This is a genomic window from Flavobacterium humidisoli, from assembly GCF_023272795.1.
Lineage (GTDB): Bacteria > Bacteroidota > Bacteroidia > Flavobacteriales > Flavobacteriaceae > Flavobacterium > Flavobacterium humidisoli.
In genome coordinates this window covers 821,858-842,527 of sequence record NZ_CP096829.1, presented here as the reverse complement: position 1 = coordinate 842,527, position 20,670 = coordinate 821,858, and the positions used below count along the sequence as shown (strand labels likewise).

Annotated in this window: 19 protein-coding genes; 1 reads left to right on the top strand and 18 read right to left on the bottom strand. The window is 33.2% G+C overall.

The features are described 5' to 3' along the window. Positions 1-95: 95 nt before the first annotated feature. The 4 genes from gmk to M0M44_RS03970 all read right to left on the bottom strand — a co-directional run bounded on the left by gmk (position 96) and on the right by M0M44_RS03970 (position 2,592). Entirely contained in the window at positions 96-668 is a 573-nt protein-coding gene (gene gmk, locus M0M44_RS03985) for a guanylate kinase (RefSeq protein ID WP_248728599.1), read from the bottom strand. 24 nt (positions 669-692) lie between these two features. After that, positions 693-1,241 carry a hypothetical protein gene (locus M0M44_RS03980; protein ID WP_248728598.1) on the bottom strand — a complete coding sequence of 183 codons (549 nt, stop codon included), beginning with the start codon at positions 1,239-1,241 and terminating at the stop codon, positions 693-695. A gap of 47 nt (positions 1,242-1,288) precedes the next feature. Then, positions 1,289-2,149: a YicC/YloC family endoribonuclease gene (locus M0M44_RS03975; protein WP_111425235.1), complete on the bottom strand. Its 861-nt coding sequence runs from the start codon at positions 2,147-2,149 to the stop codon at positions 1,289-1,291. A 95-nt stretch (positions 2,150-2,244) separates the two neighbouring features. Further along, positions 2,245-2,592: an arsenate reductase family protein gene (locus M0M44_RS03970; RefSeq protein WP_248729985.1), complete on the bottom strand. Its 348-nt coding sequence runs from the start codon at positions 2,590-2,592 to the stop codon at positions 2,245-2,247. A gap of 81 nt (positions 2,593-2,673) precedes the next feature. Between M0M44_RS03970 and M0M44_RS03965 the strand changes: the two genes are divergently transcribed. Continuing rightward, complete coding sequence (locus M0M44_RS03965; RefSeq protein WP_248728597.1) at positions 2,674-3,129, top strand: DinB family protein; 456 nt, start codon at positions 2,674-2,676, stop codon at positions 3,127-3,129. 30 nt (positions 3,130-3,159) lie between these two features. Here the strand turns inward: M0M44_RS03965 and M0M44_RS03960 are convergent, their stop codons facing one another. The 14 genes from M0M44_RS03960 to uvrC form a co-directional block, all read right to left on the bottom strand. Continuing rightward, complete coding sequence (locus tag M0M44_RS03960) at positions 3,160-3,648, bottom strand: septal ring lytic transglycosylase RlpA family protein (RefSeq protein WP_248728596.1); 489 nt, start codon at positions 3,646-3,648, stop codon at positions 3,160-3,162. A 91-nt stretch (positions 3,649-3,739) separates the two neighbouring features. Continuing rightward, entirely contained in the window at positions 3,740-4,162 is a 423-nt protein-coding gene (locus M0M44_RS03955) for a hypothetical protein (RefSeq protein ID WP_248728595.1), read from the bottom strand. Positions 4,163-4,270: 108 nt separating this feature from the next. Beyond that, on the bottom strand, positions 4,271-7,015 hold the full coding sequence (locus M0M44_RS03950; protein ID WP_248728594.1) for a TonB-dependent receptor: 2,745 nt from the start codon (positions 7,013-7,015) through the stop codon (positions 4,271-4,273). A gap of 321 nt (positions 7,016-7,336) precedes the next feature. After that, positions 7,337-8,980: a glucose-6-phosphate isomerase gene (pgi, locus tag M0M44_RS03945; RefSeq protein ID WP_248728593.1), complete on the bottom strand. Its 1,644-nt coding sequence runs from the start codon at positions 8,978-8,980 to the stop codon at positions 7,337-7,339. A gap of 112 nt (positions 8,981-9,092) precedes the next feature. Then, positions 9,093-9,425 (bottom strand): hypothetical protein, encoded by a 333-nt coding sequence (locus M0M44_RS03940; RefSeq protein WP_248728592.1) that lies wholly within the window; start codon positions 9,423-9,425, stop codon positions 9,093-9,095. Positions 9,426-9,453: 28 nt separating this feature from the next. Continuing rightward, positions 9,454-10,074: a hypothetical protein gene (locus M0M44_RS03935; protein WP_248728591.1), complete on the bottom strand. Its 621-nt coding sequence runs from the start codon at positions 10,072-10,074 to the stop codon at positions 9,454-9,456. A gap of 36 nt (positions 10,075-10,110) precedes the next feature. After that, the gene (locus tag M0M44_RS03930) at positions 10,111-11,331 is read right to left on the bottom strand and encodes a peptidoglycan DD-metalloendopeptidase family protein (protein WP_248728590.1); all 1,221 of its coding nucleotides are present in this window, start codon (positions 11,329-11,331) and stop codon (positions 10,111-10,113) included. Between the two features lie 26 nt (positions 11,332-11,357). Next, complete coding sequence (locus M0M44_RS03925; RefSeq protein WP_248728589.1) at positions 11,358-12,299, bottom strand: tryptophan 2,3-dioxygenase family protein; 942 nt, start codon at positions 12,297-12,299, stop codon at positions 11,358-11,360. Then, positions 12,299-13,069 (bottom strand): DUF3108 domain-containing protein, encoded by a 771-nt coding sequence (locus tag M0M44_RS03920; RefSeq protein ID WP_248728588.1) that lies wholly within the window; start codon positions 13,067-13,069, stop codon positions 12,299-12,301. Before M0M44_RS03920 ends, M0M44_RS03925 begins: the two co-directional genes overlap by 1 nt. A gap of 297 nt (positions 13,070-13,366) precedes the next feature. Beyond that, on the bottom strand, positions 13,367-14,527 hold the full coding sequence (hppD, locus tag M0M44_RS03915; protein ID WP_248729984.1) for a 4-hydroxyphenylpyruvate dioxygenase: 1,161 nt from the start codon (positions 14,525-14,527) through the stop codon (positions 13,367-13,369). A gap of 84 nt (positions 14,528-14,611) precedes the next feature. Beyond that, on the bottom strand, positions 14,612-14,971 hold the full coding sequence (locus M0M44_RS03910) for a four helix bundle protein (RefSeq protein ID WP_248728587.1): 360 nt from the start codon (positions 14,969-14,971) through the stop codon (positions 14,612-14,614). 112 nt (positions 14,972-15,083) lie between these two features. Further along, the gene (locus M0M44_RS03905; RefSeq protein ID WP_248728586.1) at positions 15,084-16,241 is read right to left on the bottom strand and encodes a homogentisate 1,2-dioxygenase; all 1,158 of its coding nucleotides are present in this window, start codon (positions 16,239-16,241) and stop codon (positions 15,084-15,086) included. A gap of 317 nt (positions 16,242-16,558) precedes the next feature. Next, on the bottom strand, positions 16,559-18,829 hold the full coding sequence (locus M0M44_RS03900; RefSeq protein ID WP_248728585.1) for a patatin-like phospholipase family protein: 2,271 nt from the start codon (positions 18,827-18,829) through the stop codon (positions 16,559-16,561). A 7-nt stretch (positions 18,830-18,836) separates the two neighbouring features. Then, positions 18,837-20,630 carry an excinuclease ABC subunit UvrC gene (gene uvrC, locus M0M44_RS03895; RefSeq protein WP_248728584.1) on the bottom strand — a complete coding sequence of 598 codons (1,794 nt, stop codon included), beginning with the start codon at positions 20,628-20,630 and terminating at the stop codon, positions 18,837-18,839. Between the last annotated feature and the right edge of the window lie 40 nt (positions 20,631-20,670).

The following is a 20,670-nucleotide window of genomic DNA, read 5'->3' as shown; positions in this document are numbered from 1 at the left end:
ACATAGAGTCGCTAAGATAGCACAAAGATTCGCAAAGTTTAAAAAACCTTTTGCGAATCTCCATGTTTGTCTTTGTGAATCTTTGTGTAATAAAATTACTTATTTACGAATTCTTTCACTAATTGATATGCTTCTTCTTTAGCAGTATCTAAATCGTAGTTTTTAATAATGGTATCAAATTGAGGAGCAGTTGCCAATTCAACCGATGCCTTAGCAATACGCATATTAATTTTGTCGTCGCTTTCTGTAGAACGCTGTTTTAATCTGCGTTTTAATTCGTCAACACTTGGTGGTTTTACAAAAACCGCTAAAGTTTCTTCTGGAAATTTATGTTTAATGCGCAGACCGCCAGCAACATCAATATCGAAGATTACATTTTTTCCTAAAGCCCAGATTCTTTCAATTTCCGATTTTAAAGTTCCGTAGAAATTGTCACGGTAAACTTCTTCCCATTCCAAAAATTCTTCGGCTTTAATATGCTTTTTAAATTGCTCTAGCGAAATAAAATAATAATCTTTTCCATGCTCTTCTTCTCCGCGCGGATCACGTGAAGCGGCCGAGATCGAAAATTCTAGATTTAAATCTTCTTTCCCTAGTAAATGTTTTACGATAGTTGTTTTTCCCGATCCTGAGGGAGCTGAGAAAACAATTAATTTTCCTTTGTTCATTGTGTGCTTATGTGTGATCTGTCTTTAAAAGCTAAATTCTTTTTCTAGGACAGATAGTAATTCATTATATGAAATTAATTCATCGACTGTTGGGTAATATCCTAAATATGTTTTTGGATTATCGAAAGAAAAGCTATTTGTATTCTTTCCATTTCTAACATATACTTTGTATCCGACTCCATCTAGGACATGTTTTTTTGTTCGAGAGGTTACTTGTTCTCCTCTATCTGAATCAATTTTTGGTTTACCAAACTTATATCTTATGGCTTCCATATTTGGAAGGAATTCAACATTTGTAATAAGTAAATTAAGCCAAATTAATTCTGGATCTTTTGGTTTTAATTTACCAATACTTTCTTTAGGAAAACGTATTTCATCAATTTTGGTAACACTTTTAATGTTTTTAGAATACCAAAATTTCTGAGCAATCCATTCATTTATCTGGTCTTTGAATATTCTTAAAACTACAGTTTTATTTCCAATAGAATCTTTATAAATGCGTATTTCTTGCTTATACTCTAAAGTATTTGGTATTTCTAAAATTTTATTTATTTCAGATGCTTCTTGACTCAAACAGTTGAATATTGTGAAAAAGAAAAAGATAAAATAATATTTCATCTTTAAAGAACATTCAATACTTGCTCCTTAATCTTCTCTAGTTCATCCTTCATCATCACGACCAATTTCTGCATTTGTGCATGATTCGATTTAGAACCCATTGTATTGATTTCGCGTCCCATTTCTTGAGTAATGAAACCAAGTTTTCGTCCATTAGCTTCGGTTCCATTAAGAGTTTCTATAAAGTAATCTAAATGATTGCCTAAACGTACTTTTTCTTCAGTAATATCTAATTTCTCTAAATAATAAATTAATTCCTGTTCAAAACGGTTTTCGTCAACATTTACCTGTAATTCTGAAATTGCAGTCTGAAGACGATCTTTAATTGCTTGTACGCGTTCTGGATCAAGTGCCAATGTATCATTCATGAATTGACGAATGTTTCCAATTCTTAAATTGAATTCTTTTTCAAGAGATTCTCCTTCGTCTTTACGGAAGTTTAAAATATTTTGAAGTGCTTCATCAATAATAACCTGAATCTGCTCCCAGTCATTCTCGTCAATTTCTTCACGTTCTGTTTTTAATGTGTCAGGCATACGAACGGCCATTTTCATTAATTCAGTTTCATCAGCATCTGGATTTACTTCTTTTAACTGCGCAATATAATTTTTTACGACAGGCACATTTACTTTAGTTGAAGTTTGTTCTGCAGTACTTTCTACATAGATTGCAAAATCAATTTTTCCTCTTTCCAACTTAGTCGAAATAAGAGTTCGCAATCCAAGTTCCATCTCACGGTAAACCGATGGCATTCTTACATTTAAATCTAAACCTTTAGAGTTTAGAGATTTTACTTCAACGGTGATTTTTTTTGTAGGCAATTGCAAAGAAGCTTTGCCAAACCCTGTCATAGATTGTATCATATAATTGAGTATAAAGGCGCAAAGATAAATAAAAGTTTGATGCTTTACGTTGTAAATTGTGAATCAGTTTTATAGATCAAAATCTGCGGTTATTCTTACGTTAGTGCATTTATAACTTCGGCTACATTTTTTTGGCTGTTGCCAATGTAAATTTTTCCGTTAATAATAAAAACCGGACGGCTTAAGAAAGTATAATGCTCTAAAATGTATTTTTTAAAATCGGCTTCGGTCAAAGACTTGTTTTTCAAATCCATTGACTTGTATAATTGTGCTTTTTTACTGAATAATGCTTCGTAACTCCCTGCAAGTTTGTGCATTTCTTCCAGTTCGGCTTCTGTAATTGGGTCTTGTTTAATATCATGAAAAACCAAATTGTTTTGAGGTAAACTTTTGATAATTTTTCTGCACGTATCGCAAGACGCTAAATAGTATATTTTATTCATCATTTTCAGAATTTGTTAGAATGCAAAGAAAATCCATTTGAAACGTAAAAATGAGTATTTTTAGAAAAAAAAATAAAATTTATGAGTTCAGTTTTTGATGTACAGAAAACTATTAGAGAAATTCTTTTAAAAATCTTAGATAGTCATTCGTTAGAGCAACTAAACAAAGTTCCAGATGGTTTTAGCAACAATATTATTTGGAATATAGGTCATTGTATTTCGTCGCAGCAGGTTTTGGTTTATAAATTATCGGGCCTTCCGACAATGGTTTCTGAAGATTTCATTAACAAATACAGAAAAGGAACCAAACCAGAAGGGGATGTTTCTCAAGCTGAAGTTGATGAGATTCGAACATTGCTTTCAACAACATTAGAAAAAACAAAAAATGATTTTGAAAGCGGACTTTTTGTTGATTACCATGAATATACTACAAGTATCGGTTTCACGCTTCGTCATGTTCAAGGAGCTTTAGATTTTAATAATTACCACGAAGGGCTTCATACTGGAGTTATAATGGCATTAAGAAAATTGGTTTAAAAAAAAATCCCGCTTTAAGCGGGACTTTTTTTATTCGATTATGGTTTCAATGGTAACCTTCATAGCTCCGGCACCTTTGTGTTTTGTAATGTCCATAAAAGCTCTTTTGGACAAATCGATTTCGCGGGTCTTTACAAAAGGTCCACGGTCTGTAATTTTTACGATAACGAATTTGCCATTGGCTTCATTAGTAACTTTAACTCTAGTTCCAAAGGGAAGTTTTTTGTGAGCTGCAGTATAGTTGTTGTTGTTAAATCTACTTCCATTAGCGGTTCTTTTTCCATTAAAACGATCTGCGTAGTAGGAAGCATGAGCGTTTTTCTTGTATGGCCTTAGTTTTAAACCTTTGTCAGTAAAAACAGAATCCGGCAAAGGGATAATAGCTGGTTTTACATTTTTAACAGTGTCTTGAATGATTTTAGGTTCTGTTGTAGGTTTGGTCTGGCTTATGACATACGTAAAGCCGCTAATTAGGGTTAAAGCGATTGTGGCGAATAAAATGTTCTTTTTATTTCTCATGGGTTATTCTTTTTCAGACTTGGGGGGAGTTTGTACAAATAATATGCCGAGATAAAAAAAGCCCTGATTAAGGGCTTTTAATTGGTATTTTTTAGAACCAAAGGTTCCAAGGAATTCTACTTAAAATAAGCAATAATCCTAATCCGTAAAAAATAGCAAAGGTTTTAAATTTAGCTTCGCTATTGATTAATTTTTTATGTTTAGACCATCCGATAGTAATCAAGATGATTGCAATAATATTAATTAGAGGGTGTTCTAATGATGTTAATCTTAATTCTGCATTAGACATTTGTCCAAATGCTGCTTTTCCTAATGGAGAAACAAAATATAAGATTAAACCAATCAATAATTGAGTGTGTGTGCCAATTAAAGCAAATAAAGCGATTTTACGATCCTTACCAGTAAATTCTTTTTTTGAAGTTACTCCGATGATAGCGTTAACAACTGCAATTACTAAAAGAAGCAATGCCAAGTACGCCCAGCCAGAGTGAAATTTTTGTAGAAAATTATACATAAACTGTGTTTTTTGTTCAAAAACAAATATAACAAAAAAGGCTATAAAAAAACGGCATTAAACTTAAAAGTCAATGCCGTTTTTATTATTTATTTAGATTCTAAATTCTTAGAAATCGTAACGTAATGCGAAGTTCCAAGTTCTACCGAAACCAAAGTATACTTGGTTTGTAGTAGCAATACCTTTGTAAGTTGAAACAGTAGGAACATCAGCAGCAAATATATTTGTTTTTGCTTCAGCAATGTAAGTGTAATCAAAAAGGTTGTTTACATTTAATCTGAAACCTACTGAGTTGCTTTTGTTTTTACCAACTAACAATTTGTAAGATAATCCAGCATCAGCAGTACCGTAAGATGGTAATTGTAATGCTCCTCTGTTATCTTCTTTAGTAAAGTTTCCTGGAGAGATAGCAGCATACAATTTGTCAACATAGTTGTAGTTTGCATCTACAGTAAAACGAGGTAAAATTTCGTAAGTTGCTCCTAAAGCAGCAGTTGTTTGAGCAGCATCACCAACTCTTACACCGTCAAGGTATAATGTTGTAGCAGTTCCTCCAGCAACAGGGTTGTTTGCTGAATCGTAACGGTTACTTGTACTTGTTCCGTCATATTTCCAATCTCCAAGAGATAGCATACCTGTAATAGTAAGTTTGTCAAGTACTTTTGCAGTAGCATCGATCTCGATACCTGAGTGGATCTCTGTAATTCCAGCGAAGTCATAGTAACCTCCAGGGTTGTCTGCAGCTCCGTCATTTTGTCTTTGGTATCTGTCTTTCCAAGAAGTACGGTATAAGTTTACGTTTGCAGTGAATTTGCTTGTACGTAATCCGTAACCAGCTTCAATACCGAAGATTTTTTCGTTTGTCAAGTTACCATTTACAAGAGATGCGTTGTTTGGGTAAACTGCATTAAAGAATGGTTGTTTTGAGTAGTATCCTGAGTTAACAAAAACATTATGGTGTTCGTTGATGTTATAGTTCACACCACCTTTTACGTTACCACCTAAGATGTTTTCGTAATCTGTACTAGATAATGGATCAGAAGATAAGTATTTGAAGTAATCAACTCTTTTGAATCCTTGTTGAGAAAGCGCACCTTGTACGAATGCAGTAAATTTATCTGAAGTATACTCTAATTGAGTAAATCCACCATACCATCTTACGTCACCGTCATTGTTGAAGTTGATTTTTTCTTCTTTGTCAGTGCTTTTGAATACATTCCAAGCTGGGTATGTAGTGTATGTTCCGTATAAAACTCTATTTGGATTATTCACATCAAAATTATCAGCGAATGAATCTCCTCCTAATAAGTTGTTTACGTTTTGGTAGTGAAGACCTTTGTATCCTCTTACGTCAATTCCAAGATCCCAAGTTAAATTGTCTGAGAATTTTTTGTTGAAGTTAACAATTGCACCATACCAGTTGTGAGAGTTAACAGATGAAATTTGAGAAATACCATTTGTAGTATTGTTTCCTGTAAGTGCAGTGTTTCTGTACTCACCACTTGTACCAGTTGTTGTACGAGTAGAAGCAACTCCGTTGATGTTTACAGTTTGACCTGAGTTGTAAGCTACGATTTTGTCATAATCAATTAAACCGTTTGCAGTTCTGAATGCACTGTTAGCATAGTTTAATCCTTTGATGAAACCAGCTCCTCTAGATCCTCCTCCACGTCCGAAAGAAACGTAACCTACAGTAGATAATTTAGATGTTTCGTTAATTTGGAAATCATAGTTCAATGAAACAACTGGCTTATGGTAATAGTTTCTTACCATGTTAAATGCTTGACCATCTTTGTAACCCCAATCAGAGTTATATTTAATGTTCGGATCAGACACAGAACCATATTGTTGGTATTGTGCTATAGTGATAAATGTAGATCTTTGATCGTGCCATTGGGGAGCACCAGTAACTGTAAATTGGAAATCGTGTTTGTTATTTTTTGTAGTATAACCAAGAGCTACATAGTAGTTATCTCCGTTAAATTGAGTTCCATCTACATATCCGTCACCTTGAGTGTGGCTGTATAAAACAGAAGCAGAGAATCCGCTGTCTAATTTTCCTGTGTTGTAAGCAACGTTAGATTTGAAGAAATTATCGTTACCAAAAGAAGTACCAACAGTACCACCTTGCTTTAAATCTGAAGCTTTAGTTACGTAGTTCATAGTACCTCCCACAGAAGCAATAGCTAATTTTGAAGAACCTAAACCTCTTTGTACTTGAATGAAAGAAGTAACATCAGATAAACCTGCCCAGTTACTCCAGTAAACAGCACCGTTTTCCATGTCGTTAACTGGCATACCGTTAACCATTACTGCAACGTTGTTTTGGCTAAATCCACGAATCGTGATTCTAGAATCTCCAAATCCACCACCAGATTTAGTTACATAAACAGATGGAGTGCTTTTTAACATTTCAGGAAGTTCTTGGTTTCCTAGTTTTGCCTGAATTTCAGAAGCTTTAATTGTTGATACTGCAACAGGAGTTTTTCTGTCTTTTGCAATATCTACTGTGCTACTTTTAACTACGATCTCGCTCAATTCGTTTGAGTTAGAAACCAAAGTAATAGTTCCTAAATTTGTAGTTGCGCCATTTGACACATTAAATTTCACAGTTTGGTTGTCATAACCTAAGAAAGAGATAACAATCTCTCCTGTGCTTGATGTTGAAGTAAGAGTAAATTTACCATCAAAATCTGTTGAAGTTGCTGTAGTAGATCCTTTGATCACTACATTTGCTCCTGGTAATCCACCTGTTCCGTCGGTAATTTTACCAGTAACTTTTCCTTGAGAAAATACGGTTGAAACTATCATAAAGAATAGTCCGGTCAGTAACCAATTTTTCATTTTCTTCATTTTGTTATTGAGTTTATTGTTTTTGGCAAAATTATAACAAATAACTCAGATAATGTTATCGAAATGTTAAGAAAAACAAGTTTTGCTTTTTGTGCTGCGCATTAAAATGAATTTTTCTCTTTTTATTAGAAAAAATATTGATTTGTTGAATTAATGCAATGCTTTTTTGTTAAAAATGTAATTATTTTAATAGTCAAGCAATGTCAAAATTGTAAATGAGCGGATTTTTCTGTCTTTTGTCGGAATTTTATACAAAAAACGTCCTAATTTTACTAGTAATTAGGACGTTTCAAAAGTTATAAAATATTTAAGCCAATGTTTCTATTTGTTTTTTAAGAAATGCTTTAACAAAAATGAAGTAGAGCTATCGTGATTTTTAACAGTTTTAGAATTGATTTCATCTAAGATTGAATTTGCTAATTGCTTACCTAATTCAACTCCCCATTGATCAAAACTAAAAATGTTCCAGATAACACCTTGAACAAAAATCTTGTGTTCGTACAATGCAATCAAAGATCCTAAGCTTTTTGGAGTAAGTTTTTGAATTAAAATTGTATTAGTGGGTTTGTTTCCTGTAAAAACTTTAAATGGTAATAAGTATGACGCTTTTTCAGCAGCAAGTCCTTGTTTGTCAAATTCTGCTTGAACTTGAGATGGAGTTTTGCCATTCATTAAAGCTTCTGTTTGAGCAAAGAAATTTGACATTAATTTATCGTGGTGATCTTCATTGCCATAAAGAGGTTTTACAAATCCGATAAAGTCTGTTGGAATTCTTTTTGTTCCTTGGTGAATCAATTGAAAGAAAGCGTGCTGCGAATTTGTTCCTGGTTCTCCCCAGATAATTGTTCCAGTTTGGTAATTAACAGGTTTGCCATCACGGCCAACACTTTTTCCGTTACTTTCCATAGTTGCTTGCTGCAAGTAAGGAGCTAATTTTGATAAATATTGTGTGTACGGAATCAAAGCTTCGCTTTCGGCACCATAAAAATTATTGTACCAAACGCTTAATAAAGCCAAAATAACCGGAATGTTTTCGTCAAATTCTGCAGATTTAAAATGCTCATCCATTTCATTTGCTCCAACCAGTAATTGGTTGTAGTTATCAAAACCAATTGCTAAAGCGATGCTTAAACCAACTGCGCTCCAAAGAGAAAATCTTCCTCCAACCCAGTCCCACATTGGGAAAACATTGTCTGGATTAATTCCAAACTCTGTTACTTTTTGAATATTAGTAGAAACCGCTGCAAAGTGTTTCGCAATATCTTCCTGTGTAGCCGATTTCAAAAACCATTCTTTGATAGTTTCTGAATTTGAAAGTGTTTCTTGAGTTGTAAAAGTTTTAGAAACAATTACAAATAAAGTAGTTTCAGGATTTAATTTTTTGATGACTTCATTAACATGATCACCGTCTACATTTGAAACAAAATGAAGATTCAAATGATTTTTGTAAAATTGTAAAGCTTCAACCGCCATAACCGGACCAAGGTCAGAACCACCGATTCCGATATTGACAACATCAGTAAAAGCTTTTCCAGTATATCCTTTTCTTTCTCCAGAAATTACTTCTTGAGTAAAGTTTTTGATTTTATTTTTTACTTCGTAAACCTCAGGAATTACATTTTCTCCGTCAACTTTAATAACTGCCGATTCTGGAGCACGTAATGCTGTATGTAAAACTGCACGATTTTCCGTTTTATTGATTAATTCTCCTCCAAAATATTGTGCGATTGCATCTTTCAGTCCAATTGAATTTGCCAGCTCTAATAAAAGAGAAACAGTTTCCTGACTGATATTGTTTTTAGAATAATCTACTAAAAAGTCATTCCATTGCAGGTTGAATTTTTCAACGCGGGCACTATCTTGTTGAAACAATTCTTGTATAGTGGTTTCGTGAATTGCGTTATAGTGGTTTTGCAGATTTTTCCACGCTTCAGTCCCAGTTGGGTTTGTTGTGTTTAAAGCCATTTTTATCTATAATTGAGTTTGTTCTATGAAACACAAAAATACTGAAATAACTTTTAAAAGGATAAAGGTTCGAGATTATATAACAATTAGTTACGAAAACGTTTTTTAGGTTTTAGTTTCGGACTTTTGAAGTTATGATGATGGCGCCATCATTTTCCTTTTCATTGTAAATTATACGGCTGCTATTTTGGTTTAAAAAATCCAAATTAGCAATCTCAGATTTTTTTAAAGGTAATAAGATTGTGTCTTGTTCCTTATTGTATTGAAAAGGAATTCCATTTATGACAATCAAAGGTGATTTTCCAATTAAATCTTTTTCAAAAGCAGTATTGACTAATTTCTGAACAAAATATTTGCCTTCTTCATTATCATCTAATATGAAAACTTTTGGACTGGAACATCCAATTACTATTATTGATGAAAGTAGTAGAAAAATTTGTTTCATTATTTAGTGAGATTATGAAATGATGATTTTACCAAAACTTCCACCAAGGTTTTTTGTTGATTTCTATGACTTTCTTCATAATATCAACATCAATTCTTTTCGGAGATTCTGTTTTAATTTTAGAATCATCAAAAAATAATTCGCCGATGTCGCTCATCCCAAGTGGAGATTTTGTTCTTTCTTTCCAATTCTCAGTTTGTAATTCTGAAACTGAAGGCAAATCGATTTTTTCGCGAAAGCGTTTTTGAGCTTTTTCTATAATTTCTTCTTCTAAATTTGAAGATGAATTTTTAAAAAGTGAAATTGAATTATCTGGGATGTTTAAAAGAAACACTTGAGTTTTATTATCAATTTTCTGAATATCTAATACTTTAAAATAAGCAATAGAATCTAAAAGAAAATGGCCAATTTTTGCCGAATTAGGATTAAATTTTGACAAATCTTTGGGGTGAGAACTTGCAATTAAATATCTCAAATTTCCAGAAAGACCACCACCAATAGAACTCATATCGGTAAAGCCTTTTTCTTGAATGATTTGACCAATTTTATATTTTGAAATTAAATCTTCTGAAAGATTAGTATCTCTGTAAAATAATTTTAGTCCTGAAAAGGTTTCATGGTAAATGCTTTTAAGACGTTCATTTTTCATGACTTTCGATTTAAAGAAAATATAAAAGTGGATGAATTATAGATTCCCAATACTATCCAGTTCTCTTTTCAAAGGCTCAATCTGTTTCATGAAACGAGTCCTGTCGTTTCCTGTCAAAGATTCCCCAGTTGGAAGATTTAATCTAAGTGCATCTACTTGAACGCCATTTTTCCAGAAACGGTAACAAACGTGAGGGCCAGAAGCTAAACCTGTACTGCCGACCAAACCAATTGTCTGTCCTTGTGTTACGCGCTGCCCGCGGCGAACCAAGATTTTAGACATGTGTAAATATTGGGTAGAATAGGTTCCGTTGTGTTTTACTTTTACAAAGTTTCCGTTTCCTGCTGTGTATCCAGTAGTTTCTACAACTCCAGAAGCGGTTGTTGAAATTGGTGTTCCAGTCGGAGCGGCATAATCCGTTCCTTTGTGCGCTTTCCAAGTGTGCTGCACTGGGTGAAATCTATTCATTGTGAACCTAGAAGTGATTCGGCTGAATTTGATTGGAGTTTTTAAGAAGAAGTTTTTAAGTGTTTTCCCCTCGTCATCATAATATTCTATTTTTCCAGAAGTCGTATCTCTTTCAAAAGGAAAGGCGTAAACGATTTTACCTTTATATTCAAAAAAGGCGGCTTCTAGTTCTTCGACGCCGTCATATGTCTTTCCGTTTATAAAACGTTCCGTGAAAATTAGCCCGTAGCGATCTCCTTTTTTAAGTTTAAAAAAGTCAATAGACCAAGAAAATACTTTTGTGATTCTACTCGCCAATGCTGTTTCTACACTTTCGTTTCCTAAAGTTTCAGATAATGAGCTTTTTAAAACACCGCCGATTATCTTTCTTTTTAAAGTAACAGGTTTTATTTTTTTATAAGCTTTGGCAATGCTGTCTCTTAAATCAATAACATAATAACTTAACGCATCTGGCTGATAAATAAAAACTTCCAGATTGTTGGTTTTGTTTTTGGCGCGAAGCAAAGTAAAGGGTTTGCCGTAACGAATACTTCTAACATTGAAAGAATCTTTTACCTGCTCAACAATATCATGTACTTTTTTGTCTCCAATATTTTGACTTTGAAGTATTGAGCCAAAAGAATCTCCTTTTGAAATAGTATCATTAACAACATTAAAGTCTGCGTAATTAAAACCGAATTCTATTTTTTTGGTTGTTGGTTTAGTAATTTTTGCTTCTACTTTTTCTTCTGCTTTTTTACATGAAAAAATAGAAAACAAGACAATTAAAATTACGACTGCTTTTTTCAAACTTTTAATATTTTTTTGTGGTGAAATTAAATTTCGGTTTCATTTCCCCAATTGGACAATTCTTCTTCGGTCCACAATTTAGGAAAAAAGATGCGTCTTTGGTATTTTGGGTGCATATATTTTTGCCAATCACTTCCTCCAGTAGCTTCCCCGTTACCTTTTCCGCTTTCCAAAATGTATTTTCTAGCCGTATTAAGGTGTTGCATTACCCAAGTAATGTTTACCGTTTTGTCGTAATGGCGCATTGCTGCAATTAGTTCTGTATTTTGTTGGTCTTCAATAGGTAATTGAATGAATTTTTGCCAAAGGTTTTTTGTTTTAAAAGAAGCCATTTGTCTTAAAAACTGCTCTTTGTACTTTTTCTCAAACTCATTTAGCAAATATGATTTTTCGCCAGTATGATAATCTTTTCCGGCAGCTTGCCAATAAAGATGTTCAAAGCTAGTTTCTAAATCGGTATTTTCGTCAAAGTTTGCTTTGTATCTGCGGTCTGTCAAATTGATCACATCAGTCGAAGCAAATTCGATCATTCTATATTGAGCGCTCTGGAATCCGCTGGCAGGAGTAAGCGTGTTTCTAAATTTCATGTATTGATCTACTTCCATACCATTTTCCATAATACTGAAAGAGTTGGTAAGCATGTCAAAATATCTTGTGATTCTTGATAGTCTTTCGCTAAAAAAATCAACTTGAATTTTTTCTGTGTCAGCAATCTGATCAATTTCCCACAGAATCATTTTAAAAATCAATTCGTTTACCTGATGGTACATGATAAAAACCATTTCGTCAGGAAGCGTGGTGCGCTGAATTTGTAAATTTAATAAGGCATCAGTTTGAATGTAATCCCAATAAGTGATAGGTTTGGCCCAAAGCAATCCTTCTAATTGAACATCAGTTTTTTGATTTATGGCTTGAAATTTAAGATCAATTTCTTTTAAAAGTGCTTCAGAATTATCTGTAGGGTTCATTATTTTTTTACTTTAAGTGGACTTTTTAATCCTTTATAATCATCAAGATCTGCCTTAAGCGATCCGACGGCCAAATCTGCTTTAATTCTAATAGGAACTTTGTTTACATCGTCTGTTATCCAGAGTGTTAAGCTCTCTTTTTCTTTAAATACTCTTCCTGTCTGTACCAATGGCTTAAAGACCATAGTAGAAACGGTTCCAAATTTAGTCGTAATATCTTGACGGCCTACAAATTTTAACTTAAATTTTGTGATTTCTTCATCAAAAAACATGTCGATTGTAATAGCTTCACCAGATTTAAGTTTATCGATATTTGGATGGTTTCTCAAAAAGTAAAATGCCGATACAATATCTTGTACATCTTCTGATACTAGGATCGTTTTTTCTGATTTTCTTTTATAGTCTTTTACTAAAACTCTATTTTCTGCCTGATTGAAAAATCCTTCTTGATTTTTGGTGTAGCCACCTTCGTCAATTTTTCTAACATAACGATAGGGTTTTCCTGTTTCTTTGTCAAAGTAACTTTCGTATAAATCTTCTACTTTAAAGAAAAATTTAGACATTCCAGTTGTGTAACCTTTTCCAACAGAGTGGTATACCTTTTTGTTGTTTATCGTGGCGTCTTTAACTTCAAGAGTAGCATAGCCAGCATTTACAATTCCGTAATGTATTCTAAATTTGAAATATTCTCCAGTATCGAAGGCATCTTCTTTTTGAGGCGCAAATGAGAGTGTTGTTAGTGCTAATATAGTGAGGATGAGCTTTTTCATAGTACATTCTTTACATTTTATTATAAAGATAGACAAATGCAAATTCTATTCCAAATGTACCAAAACAAAAAAACTCAGTCAAGAATGACTGAGTTTTTATGCTATTAACTAACCAAAAAACTATAAATTATGAAATTTATATCAATTCGGAAGGAAACCACCCCTTCCTGATTTGCGGTGCAAAGATAGATAGAAAGTTCAAAAATAAAATAGCAAAAGTCAAGTTTAACATAACATTTGCAAAAAAAGCATCGTTTTTTGGTGAATTATGCTGTTTTGTGCATTAAAATTAACATTTTATAGCGTTCCTCTCAATTCTTGCTCTCTTTCGATGGACTCAAAAAGGGCTTTAAAGTTACCTGCACCGAACCCTTTTGCACCCATTCTTTGAATAATTTCGAAGAAAAGCGTCGGTCTGTCTTGAACTGGCTTTGTAAAAATCTGTAATAAGTAACCATCTTCGTCGGCATCGACCATGATCGCCAGTTTTTCGATTTCATTGATATCTTCTTTCATCATGTCCATATGAACACCTAATCTTTCAGGAATTGCCTGGTAATAAGTATGTGGAGGAGCTGATAAAAATTCAACACCGCGTGCTCTCAGTTGTGATACAGTTTTAATAATATCATCTGTAGCAATAGCAATATGCTGAATTCCAGGTCCGCCATAGAAATCTAAATATTCTTCAATTTGAGATTTTTTCTTTCCTTCTGCCGGTTCGTTAATTGGGAATTTAATTCTTCCGTTTCCATTAGACATTACTTTACTCATCAAAGCAGAATACTCTGTAGTAATTTGTTTGTCATCAAAAGATAGGAAATTTACAAATCCCATTACATCTTCATAGAATTTTACCCAAGTATTCATTTCGTTCCAACCAACATTTCCAACCATGTGGTCAATGTATTTTAAACCCGTTGGTTCTGGATTGTAATCAGATTTCCATTCTTTATAACCTGGAAGGAAAACACCATTATAGTTTTTTCTTTCAACGAAAATATGAACCGTTTCTCCGTAAGTGTAAATTCCAGAACGAATCACTTGTCCAAATTCATCTTCTTCTACAGTGGGTTCCATAAAAGAACGCGCACCACGTTTCATGGTTTCTTCGTAAGATTTTGTAGCGTCTTCAACCCAAAGAGCTGCAACTTTTACACCGTCGCCATGTTTTTTTAAATGTTCGTTTATTGGAGAATCTGCTGTTAAAGGCGTTGTTAAAACAATTCTGATTTTGTCCTGCTTTAAAACATAAGATGCTTTGTCTTTTACTCCAGTTTCTAATCCGGCATAAGCCAATGACTGATATCCGAAAGCAGTTTTATAATAATGCGCAGACTGTTTTGCATTCCCTACATAAAATTCTACATAATCTGTTCCTAATAATGGAAGGAAATCTTGTGCTCCTTCAAAGATTTTTTCTAATCCGTATTCTACTGATTTTACTTGTTTCATAATTAGATAATTTGATAATGAGAAAATGAGATAATTTTTGAAATGTTTCAATTGGATCAATTTACTAATTGACACATTTTCTAATTTCTAATTCCTCTTAGATGTTGATATTATTTTATTTAAAATTTTTAAAATTTCAGAAAGATCATTTAATAAATGTTTGCAATTTGGATATTCTTTGTGTGCATCACATAAAAACAACCAATATTCAGTTTCGTCAGCTTCTTTAATTGCTATTTTTAATTTATGAATGAAATCTGCTTTACTTTCTGCGTTCTGTGATTCTTTAGAATTTGCTCCAATTGATGTTCCGCTTTTTAATAATTGATTAGCAATTACGAATTTCTTTTGTTCTTGAAGTTCGTTTGTATAATCAATTATGTTTAATGCAAAATTGAATGTTTTAATTAAAAGAGCATTGTCTTTATACTTTTCGTTAAAAGTCATTGTTTAATTTGATAATTAAATAATTTATTTTGTAGGTTTAAAATTACAATTTTTAATTGTCTAATTTTCGAATTAAGATATTATCTAATTATCAAATTGGCACATTAACTAATTATTCACACCAAGATTTGTAATACTTGCCATCATCCAATCCCATAGCTTCTTCCGTTACCATAAGCGGTCTGAAAGTATCAACCATAACAGCTAATTCTTGGGTTTCTTTGTGACCAATACTGCGTTCCATAGCGCCCGGCGCTGGTCCGTGTGGAATTCCTTTTGGGTGTAAAGTAATATGACCCTGCTCAATATTATTGCGACTCATAAAATCGCCATCAACATAATAGAGCACTTCGTCAGAATCTATATTGCTGTGATTGTATGGCGCCGGAATTGCTTTCGGATGATAATCGTAAAGTCTTGGGCAGAATGAACAAACGACAAAAGTTGCCGTTTCAAAAGTTTGATGCACTGGAGGCGGTTGGTGTACGCGTCCAGTTATAGGTTCGAAATTGTGAATTGAAAATCCGTAAGGGAAATTGTAGCCGTCCCAGCCTACAACGTCAAACGGATGTGTGGCATAAACCATCTCATGAATCATTCCTTCTTTTTTGATTTTAATTAAAAAATCATCTTTTTCGTCATGAGTTTCCAATTCGCTTGGCAAAATAAAATCGCGCTCGCAAAACGGAGAATGTTCTAAATGCTGCCCAGATTGGTTTTTATAACGTTTTGGAGTGTAAAAAGGAGAATATGATTCTACGTAAAAAAGTCTATTGTCTTCGGTTTCGAAATCAATTTGATAAATAATACCTCGCGGAATAATTAAATAATCGCCATATTCAAATGGAATATTTCCCAACATGGTTCTTAATTTTCCTTTTCCTCTGTGAATGAAAAGCATTTCATCTGCATCGGCATTTTTGTAGAAATAATTTCGAAGCGATTCTTTCGGAGCAGCCAAACCAATAATACAGTCCTTATTGACTAACATGGCTTTTCGGCTGTCTAAAAAGTCATTTTCTGGTTTTAATTCAAAACCTTTAAAAAGAAGTGATTTTATATTTTTTCCGATTGCAATTTTAGGTTCAACCGAATAAGAGTTTAAAATTTCTTTAACCTGCGTTGGTCTGTGTACATGATAAGACAATGATGAATGTCCGTGAAAACCTTCGGTTCCGAACAATTGTTCGTAGTAAAAACCTCCGTTTGGTTTTTCAAATTGGGTGTGTCGCTTTTGCGGAAATTCTCCGAGTTTGTGATATAATGGCATGGCTTTTCAATTAGATAATTAGTAAATTAGATAATTCGAAAATTTGAATTGCAGAGTGAATAATCAGTTCAATTTTTTCAATTGACTAATTATTTCAATTCGATAGAAGCATTATTCTGGATTTCTCTTAATAAGAAATTGAAGATACTCTAATAAACCTGTCCAATTTGTTTTCATTATAACAAATGTCGTAATTTTTTCGGAGTAAAAATAAAAATTATATTATTTATAACTATAAAATAACTTAGTTTTTTTGATTTAATTTTTATGATGTAAAAAAATACACTGTTTTTATTGAAGTATTCTCGATTATAATACTAAAATTGAAACCCGATACTAAACCACGTAAAGCTTTTTGACATTTCTGGAGACCAAGATTGTTTGATTTCTATAGGTCCAATTATGGTTTCTAAACCGTAACCAACTGCATATCCTGTATATTTTGGCATAGAAACCCAGTCGACACCAGAGAAAATATTGTCTCCAAGATTGGCAAAATTGGCAGATAGGTTAATATGGTTTTTTCTAAGAATTTCGTAATCGAGTGTAATTCCAGTTTTGATGTAACTATTGCCAGCAATACTTAAAAAGTCATATCCATAAAAATAATTGAAGTTATTGATTTTGCTGTAACCATAACCTCCTAAGATAAAATCAAAAAACGGAACACTGCTATTTCCGAAAGTAAAACCAGCGTCGGCATCAATCTTAAATGTTGCTTTTTTGAATAAAGTACTCACATAAGAAGCTTCGGCTTTTGCAATTGAAAATGGTTTAAAAGTTTTGGTGTAATCTGAAGACGCCATATAAGTTTGCAGATCTGTAGAAAAATACATTCCAGAACTTGGGTAATATTTTTCATCGAGTGAGTCATATTTTAGATAAGCAAAAGCACTAAAATAACTGCTCTTGTCTATAATATTATCTTCATTGGCAAGTGTTGGCGAATTGATTTTTAAATATTTATATTCTAAACCTCCACCCATTAAAAATTTTTGAACAAAAATAGTCTGGAAATAAGCCTGATTATTAATGTCCATAAAGTCAACATTGATAAGATTGACATTTTGATTTTCGTTAAGAACACTGCTCAAACTAGTAGTTACATTTCGATTAAACTGATTTAATCGGGAACGGAAACCAAAGCTGATATTAAAACCATTTTCGATATAATAGTTAAAATCGTATCTGAAATTATCTCCTAGGATAATGTCAAGAGAAGTAACATCATTTTTAATAAATGTCTTTTTATGCGTAAGATTTAATAAAATACCACTTTTATAAAGTCCGTCATAATGAAGTCCAAGTTTTAAATATGTTTGAGTTGGGTTTTCTTTTAAAACCAAATCAAGATCGTCCTTATCTCCATTGGGCTGAAGACAATATGAAATCGTGCTAAAGTTTTGTGTAGCATTCAAATTGTTTATTCCGGTTTTAAGACCGTTATAAGTTATAGTGCTTCCAGGTTTGAAACGAAGTTTACCACGAATGTATTCTTTGGTATAGTTTTCTAATTTGTCTGTATTTATGTTTTGAATATGAAGTGTGTCTGTTTCAACTTTTAGTTTTGGCTTTTTGTAAAAGTTGTTCTCATCACTCAAAGTTTTGATTTTTTCATAAACTGCAAAAGCGGCTTCTTCTCCTTTTCTAATGATTTCTTCTCCTCTGTCAAACGAGATAACTCCAAAATCACGAATATCGGGTCTGATGTAAACATCTGTGTCCTTTATTTTGCTTTTCATTTTTTCAATAGACTGCAAATTGGTAATCTGAACCAAGATTCGCGTAGCGTTTTTCAGGTTTTTTCTTTTCAGCAAATCATCTTGTACATCTACACCGATAATAATATCTGCACCTAAATTGCGAACTTCTTGTATGGGATAATTATTTACAACGCCACCATCAACCAACAAATTTCCGTCAATTTCGACGGGTGTAAATAGGGAAGGAAAAGCCGAACTCGCCATCATGGCCTGAACCAGATTTCCTTTGTTGAGCAAAACTTCTTCGCCTGTTTCAATATTAGTCCCAATACATAAAAAAGGAGTTGGCAGTTGATTAAAATCGCGAACGTGACGTACATTTCTAGTTAAACTGCTTAATAAATTATAATTGTACATTCCTTTTGAAAGGGCTTCTGGAATGCCTACTCTGAAATTACTGAAAGGTAAAACAATCGCATATAATTCGTCATTCTTCTTGCCATAAAAATTCTTAGAAGAGCGCGGAATATAATCGTTTATTAACTCGTCGAAATTGGTTTGTTTGAAAATAGAATCGATTTGAGAAGCATTGTAGCCAGAAGCATAAAGTCCGCCAATTACAGATCCCATACTGGTTCCGCCAATGTAGTCGATTTTGATTCCAGCTTCTTCCAAAACTTTCAAAACTCCAATGTGTGCAAAACCTTTGGCGCCGCCGCCACTTAAAACTAATCCTATTTTGGGTCTTTTAACACTATCTTTTTTTGTTTCCTGTGAAAATGATTTTGACGAAAACAAAAAGGTCAGCAATAAAACAAATGAGAATGCGTACGAAGAAGCTCCTTTGAACCAAATTTTTGAAATGTACAGTTGGAATGAACGCATAAAAATTTTAATTGGTTTTGTAAAAGTCGACAATTTTTTTGGCTTTAGAAACACCTACAACATCCGAAATTTCTTTTTCTGTCGCCAATTTCAATCTTTTAACACTTTTAAAATGTTGTATTAATGCAAGCATGGTTTTTTCGCCAATTCCAGGAATGCTTTCAACAGAAGAATTAAGTGCCGATTTACTTCGTTTGTCTCTGTGAAAAGTAATTCCAAATCGGTGTGCTTCGTTTCTTAAATGCTGAATGACTTTTAAGGTTTCCGATTTTTTATCCAAGTAAAGCGGAATCGAATCTCCAGGATAAAAAAGCTCTTCCAAACGTTTTGCGATTCCAATAATAGCAACTTTTCCTCGCAATCCTAAATCATCGATACTTTTTAATGCGGCAGAAAGCTGTCCTTTTCCGCCGTCAATAATAATCAGCTGCGGAAGAGGTTCATTTTCGTCTAACAATCTTTTGTAACGGCGATAAACAATTTCGGTCATGGAAGCAAAATCGTTCGGGCCTTCAACCGTTTTGACATTAAAATGACGATAATCTTTTTTGCTTGGTTTTCCATCTTTAAAAACTACGCAAGCCGCAACAGGATTTGTTCCCTGAATGTTCGAGTTATCAAAACATTCGATATGTCGAGGTTCAGACGGAAGACGTAAATCTTTCTGCATCTGAGCCATAATTCGTTTCACATGACGATCTGGATCTACAATTTGCAATTGTTTCAATTGTTCGATTCTATAGAATTTAGCATTTCGAATCGATAAATCTAAAATCTGTTTTTTGTCTCCAAGTTGAGGAACAGTCGTTTTGATGTTTTCGCCCAAATCCATTTCAAAAGGAACAATGATTTCTTTTGATAATAATTGAAAACGTTCACGGAGTTCTACAATGGCCAATTCTAATAATTCTTCGTCACTTTCGTCGAGCTTTTTCTTCATTTCTAAAGTGTGCGAACGAATAATCGAACCGTGAGAAATCTGAAGGAAGTTGACAAAAGCGGCACTTTCATCAGAAACAATTGAGAAAACATCGATATTGGTGATCTTCGGATTAATAATCGTCGATTTTGATTGATAGTTTTCTAATACCTCAATTTTTTCTTTTATTTTTTGCGCTTCTTCAAATTGTAGATTCTGCGCATAATTGTTCATCAGTTTCTTGAAATCCTTTAAACTTTCTTTGAAGTTTCCTTTTAGGATTTCGCGAATGGCGTTGACTTGTTTTTGGTATTCTTCTAAAGGTTCCAAGCCTTCGCAAGGACCTTTACAATTGCCAATATGATATTCCAAACAAACTTTAAACTTGCCAGAATTAATATTCGATTCGCTTAAATCGTAATTGCAAGTTCGAAGCGGATATAATTCTTTGATTAATTCTAAAATCGTGTGTACCGTTTTGAAATTGGTGTATGGGCCAAAATATTCTGAGCCGTCTTTGACCATTCTTCGGGTAGAAAATATTCTAGAAAAAGGTTCTTTTTTGATACAAATCCAAGGATATGTCTTGTCATCACGAAGTAAAACATTGTATCGTGGCTGAAGTGTTTTAATTAAATTATTTTCTAATAAAAGCGCATCGGTTTCGGTTGGAACTACGATGTGTTTTATCGTTACGATTTTTTTTACCAGTACATTTGTCTTGGCAGTATCGTGAATTTTATTGAAATATGAAGAAACCCTTTTTTTTAAATTTTTAGCTTTGCCGACATATAAGATTTTGCCGTCTTTATCATAATATTGATAGACGCCAGGATTGTCTGGTAAAGTTAAAATTTGAAGATCTAAGGCTGGTTTTTGCATTCTTTTTTATGTCTGAAGATACTCGAAAAGCTTTTTTCAA

Coding starts and splice junctions, on each gene's coding strand:
- gmk (WP_248728599.1), bottom strand. CDS start 668: ATGAACAAAGGAAAATTAATTGTTTTCTCAGCTCCCTCAGGATCGGGA.
- M0M44_RS03975 (WP_111425235.1), bottom strand. CDS start 2,149: ATGATACAATCTATGACAGGGTTTGGCAAAGCTTCTTTGCAATTGCCT.
- M0M44_RS03970 (WP_248729985.1), bottom strand. CDS start 2,592: ATGAATAAAATATACTATTTAGCGTCTTGCGATACGTGCAGAAAAATT.
- M0M44_RS03965 (WP_248728597.1), top strand. CDS start 2,674: ATGAGTTCAGTTTTTGATGTACAGAAAACTATTAGAGAAATTCTTTTA.
- M0M44_RS03960 (WP_248728596.1), bottom strand. CDS start 3,648: ATGAGAAATAAAAAGAACATTTTATTCGCCACAATCGCTTTAACCCTA.
- M0M44_RS03955 (WP_248728595.1), bottom strand. CDS start 4,162: ATGTATAATTTTCTACAAAAATTTCACTCTGGCTGGGCGTACTTGGCA.
- M0M44_RS03950 (WP_248728594.1), bottom strand. CDS start 7,015: ATGAAGAAAATGAAAAATTGGTTACTGACCGGACTATTCTTTATGATA.
- pgi (WP_248728593.1), bottom strand. CDS start 8,980: ATGGCTTTAAACACAACAAACCCAACTGGGACTGAAGCGTGGAAAAAT.
- M0M44_RS03940 (WP_248728592.1), bottom strand. CDS start 9,425: ATGAAACAAATTTTTCTACTACTTTCATCAATAATAGTAATTGGATGT.
- M0M44_RS03935 (WP_248728591.1), bottom strand. CDS start 10,074: ATGAAAAATGAACGTCTTAAAAGCATTTACCATGAAACCTTTTCAGGA.
- M0M44_RS03925 (WP_248728589.1), bottom strand. CDS start 12,299: ATGAACCCTACAGATAATTCTGAAGCACTTTTAAAAGAAATTGATCTT.
- M0M44_RS03920 (WP_248728588.1), bottom strand. CDS start 13,069: ATGAAAAAGCTCATCCTCACTATATTAGCACTAACAACACTCTCATTT.
- M0M44_RS03910 (WP_248728587.1), bottom strand. CDS start 14,971: ATGACTTTTAACGAAAAGTATAAAGACAATGCTCTTTTAATTAAAACA.
- M0M44_RS03905 (WP_248728586.1), bottom strand. CDS start 16,241: ATGCCATTATATCACAAACTCGGAGAATTTCCGCAAAAGCGACACACC.
- M0M44_RS03900 (WP_248728585.1), bottom strand. CDS start 18,829: ATGCGTTCATTCCAACTGTACATTTCAAAAATTTGGTTCAAAGGAGCT.
- uvrC (WP_248728584.1), bottom strand. CDS start 20,630: ATGCAAAAACCAGCCTTAGATCTTCAAATTTTAACTTTACCAGACAAT.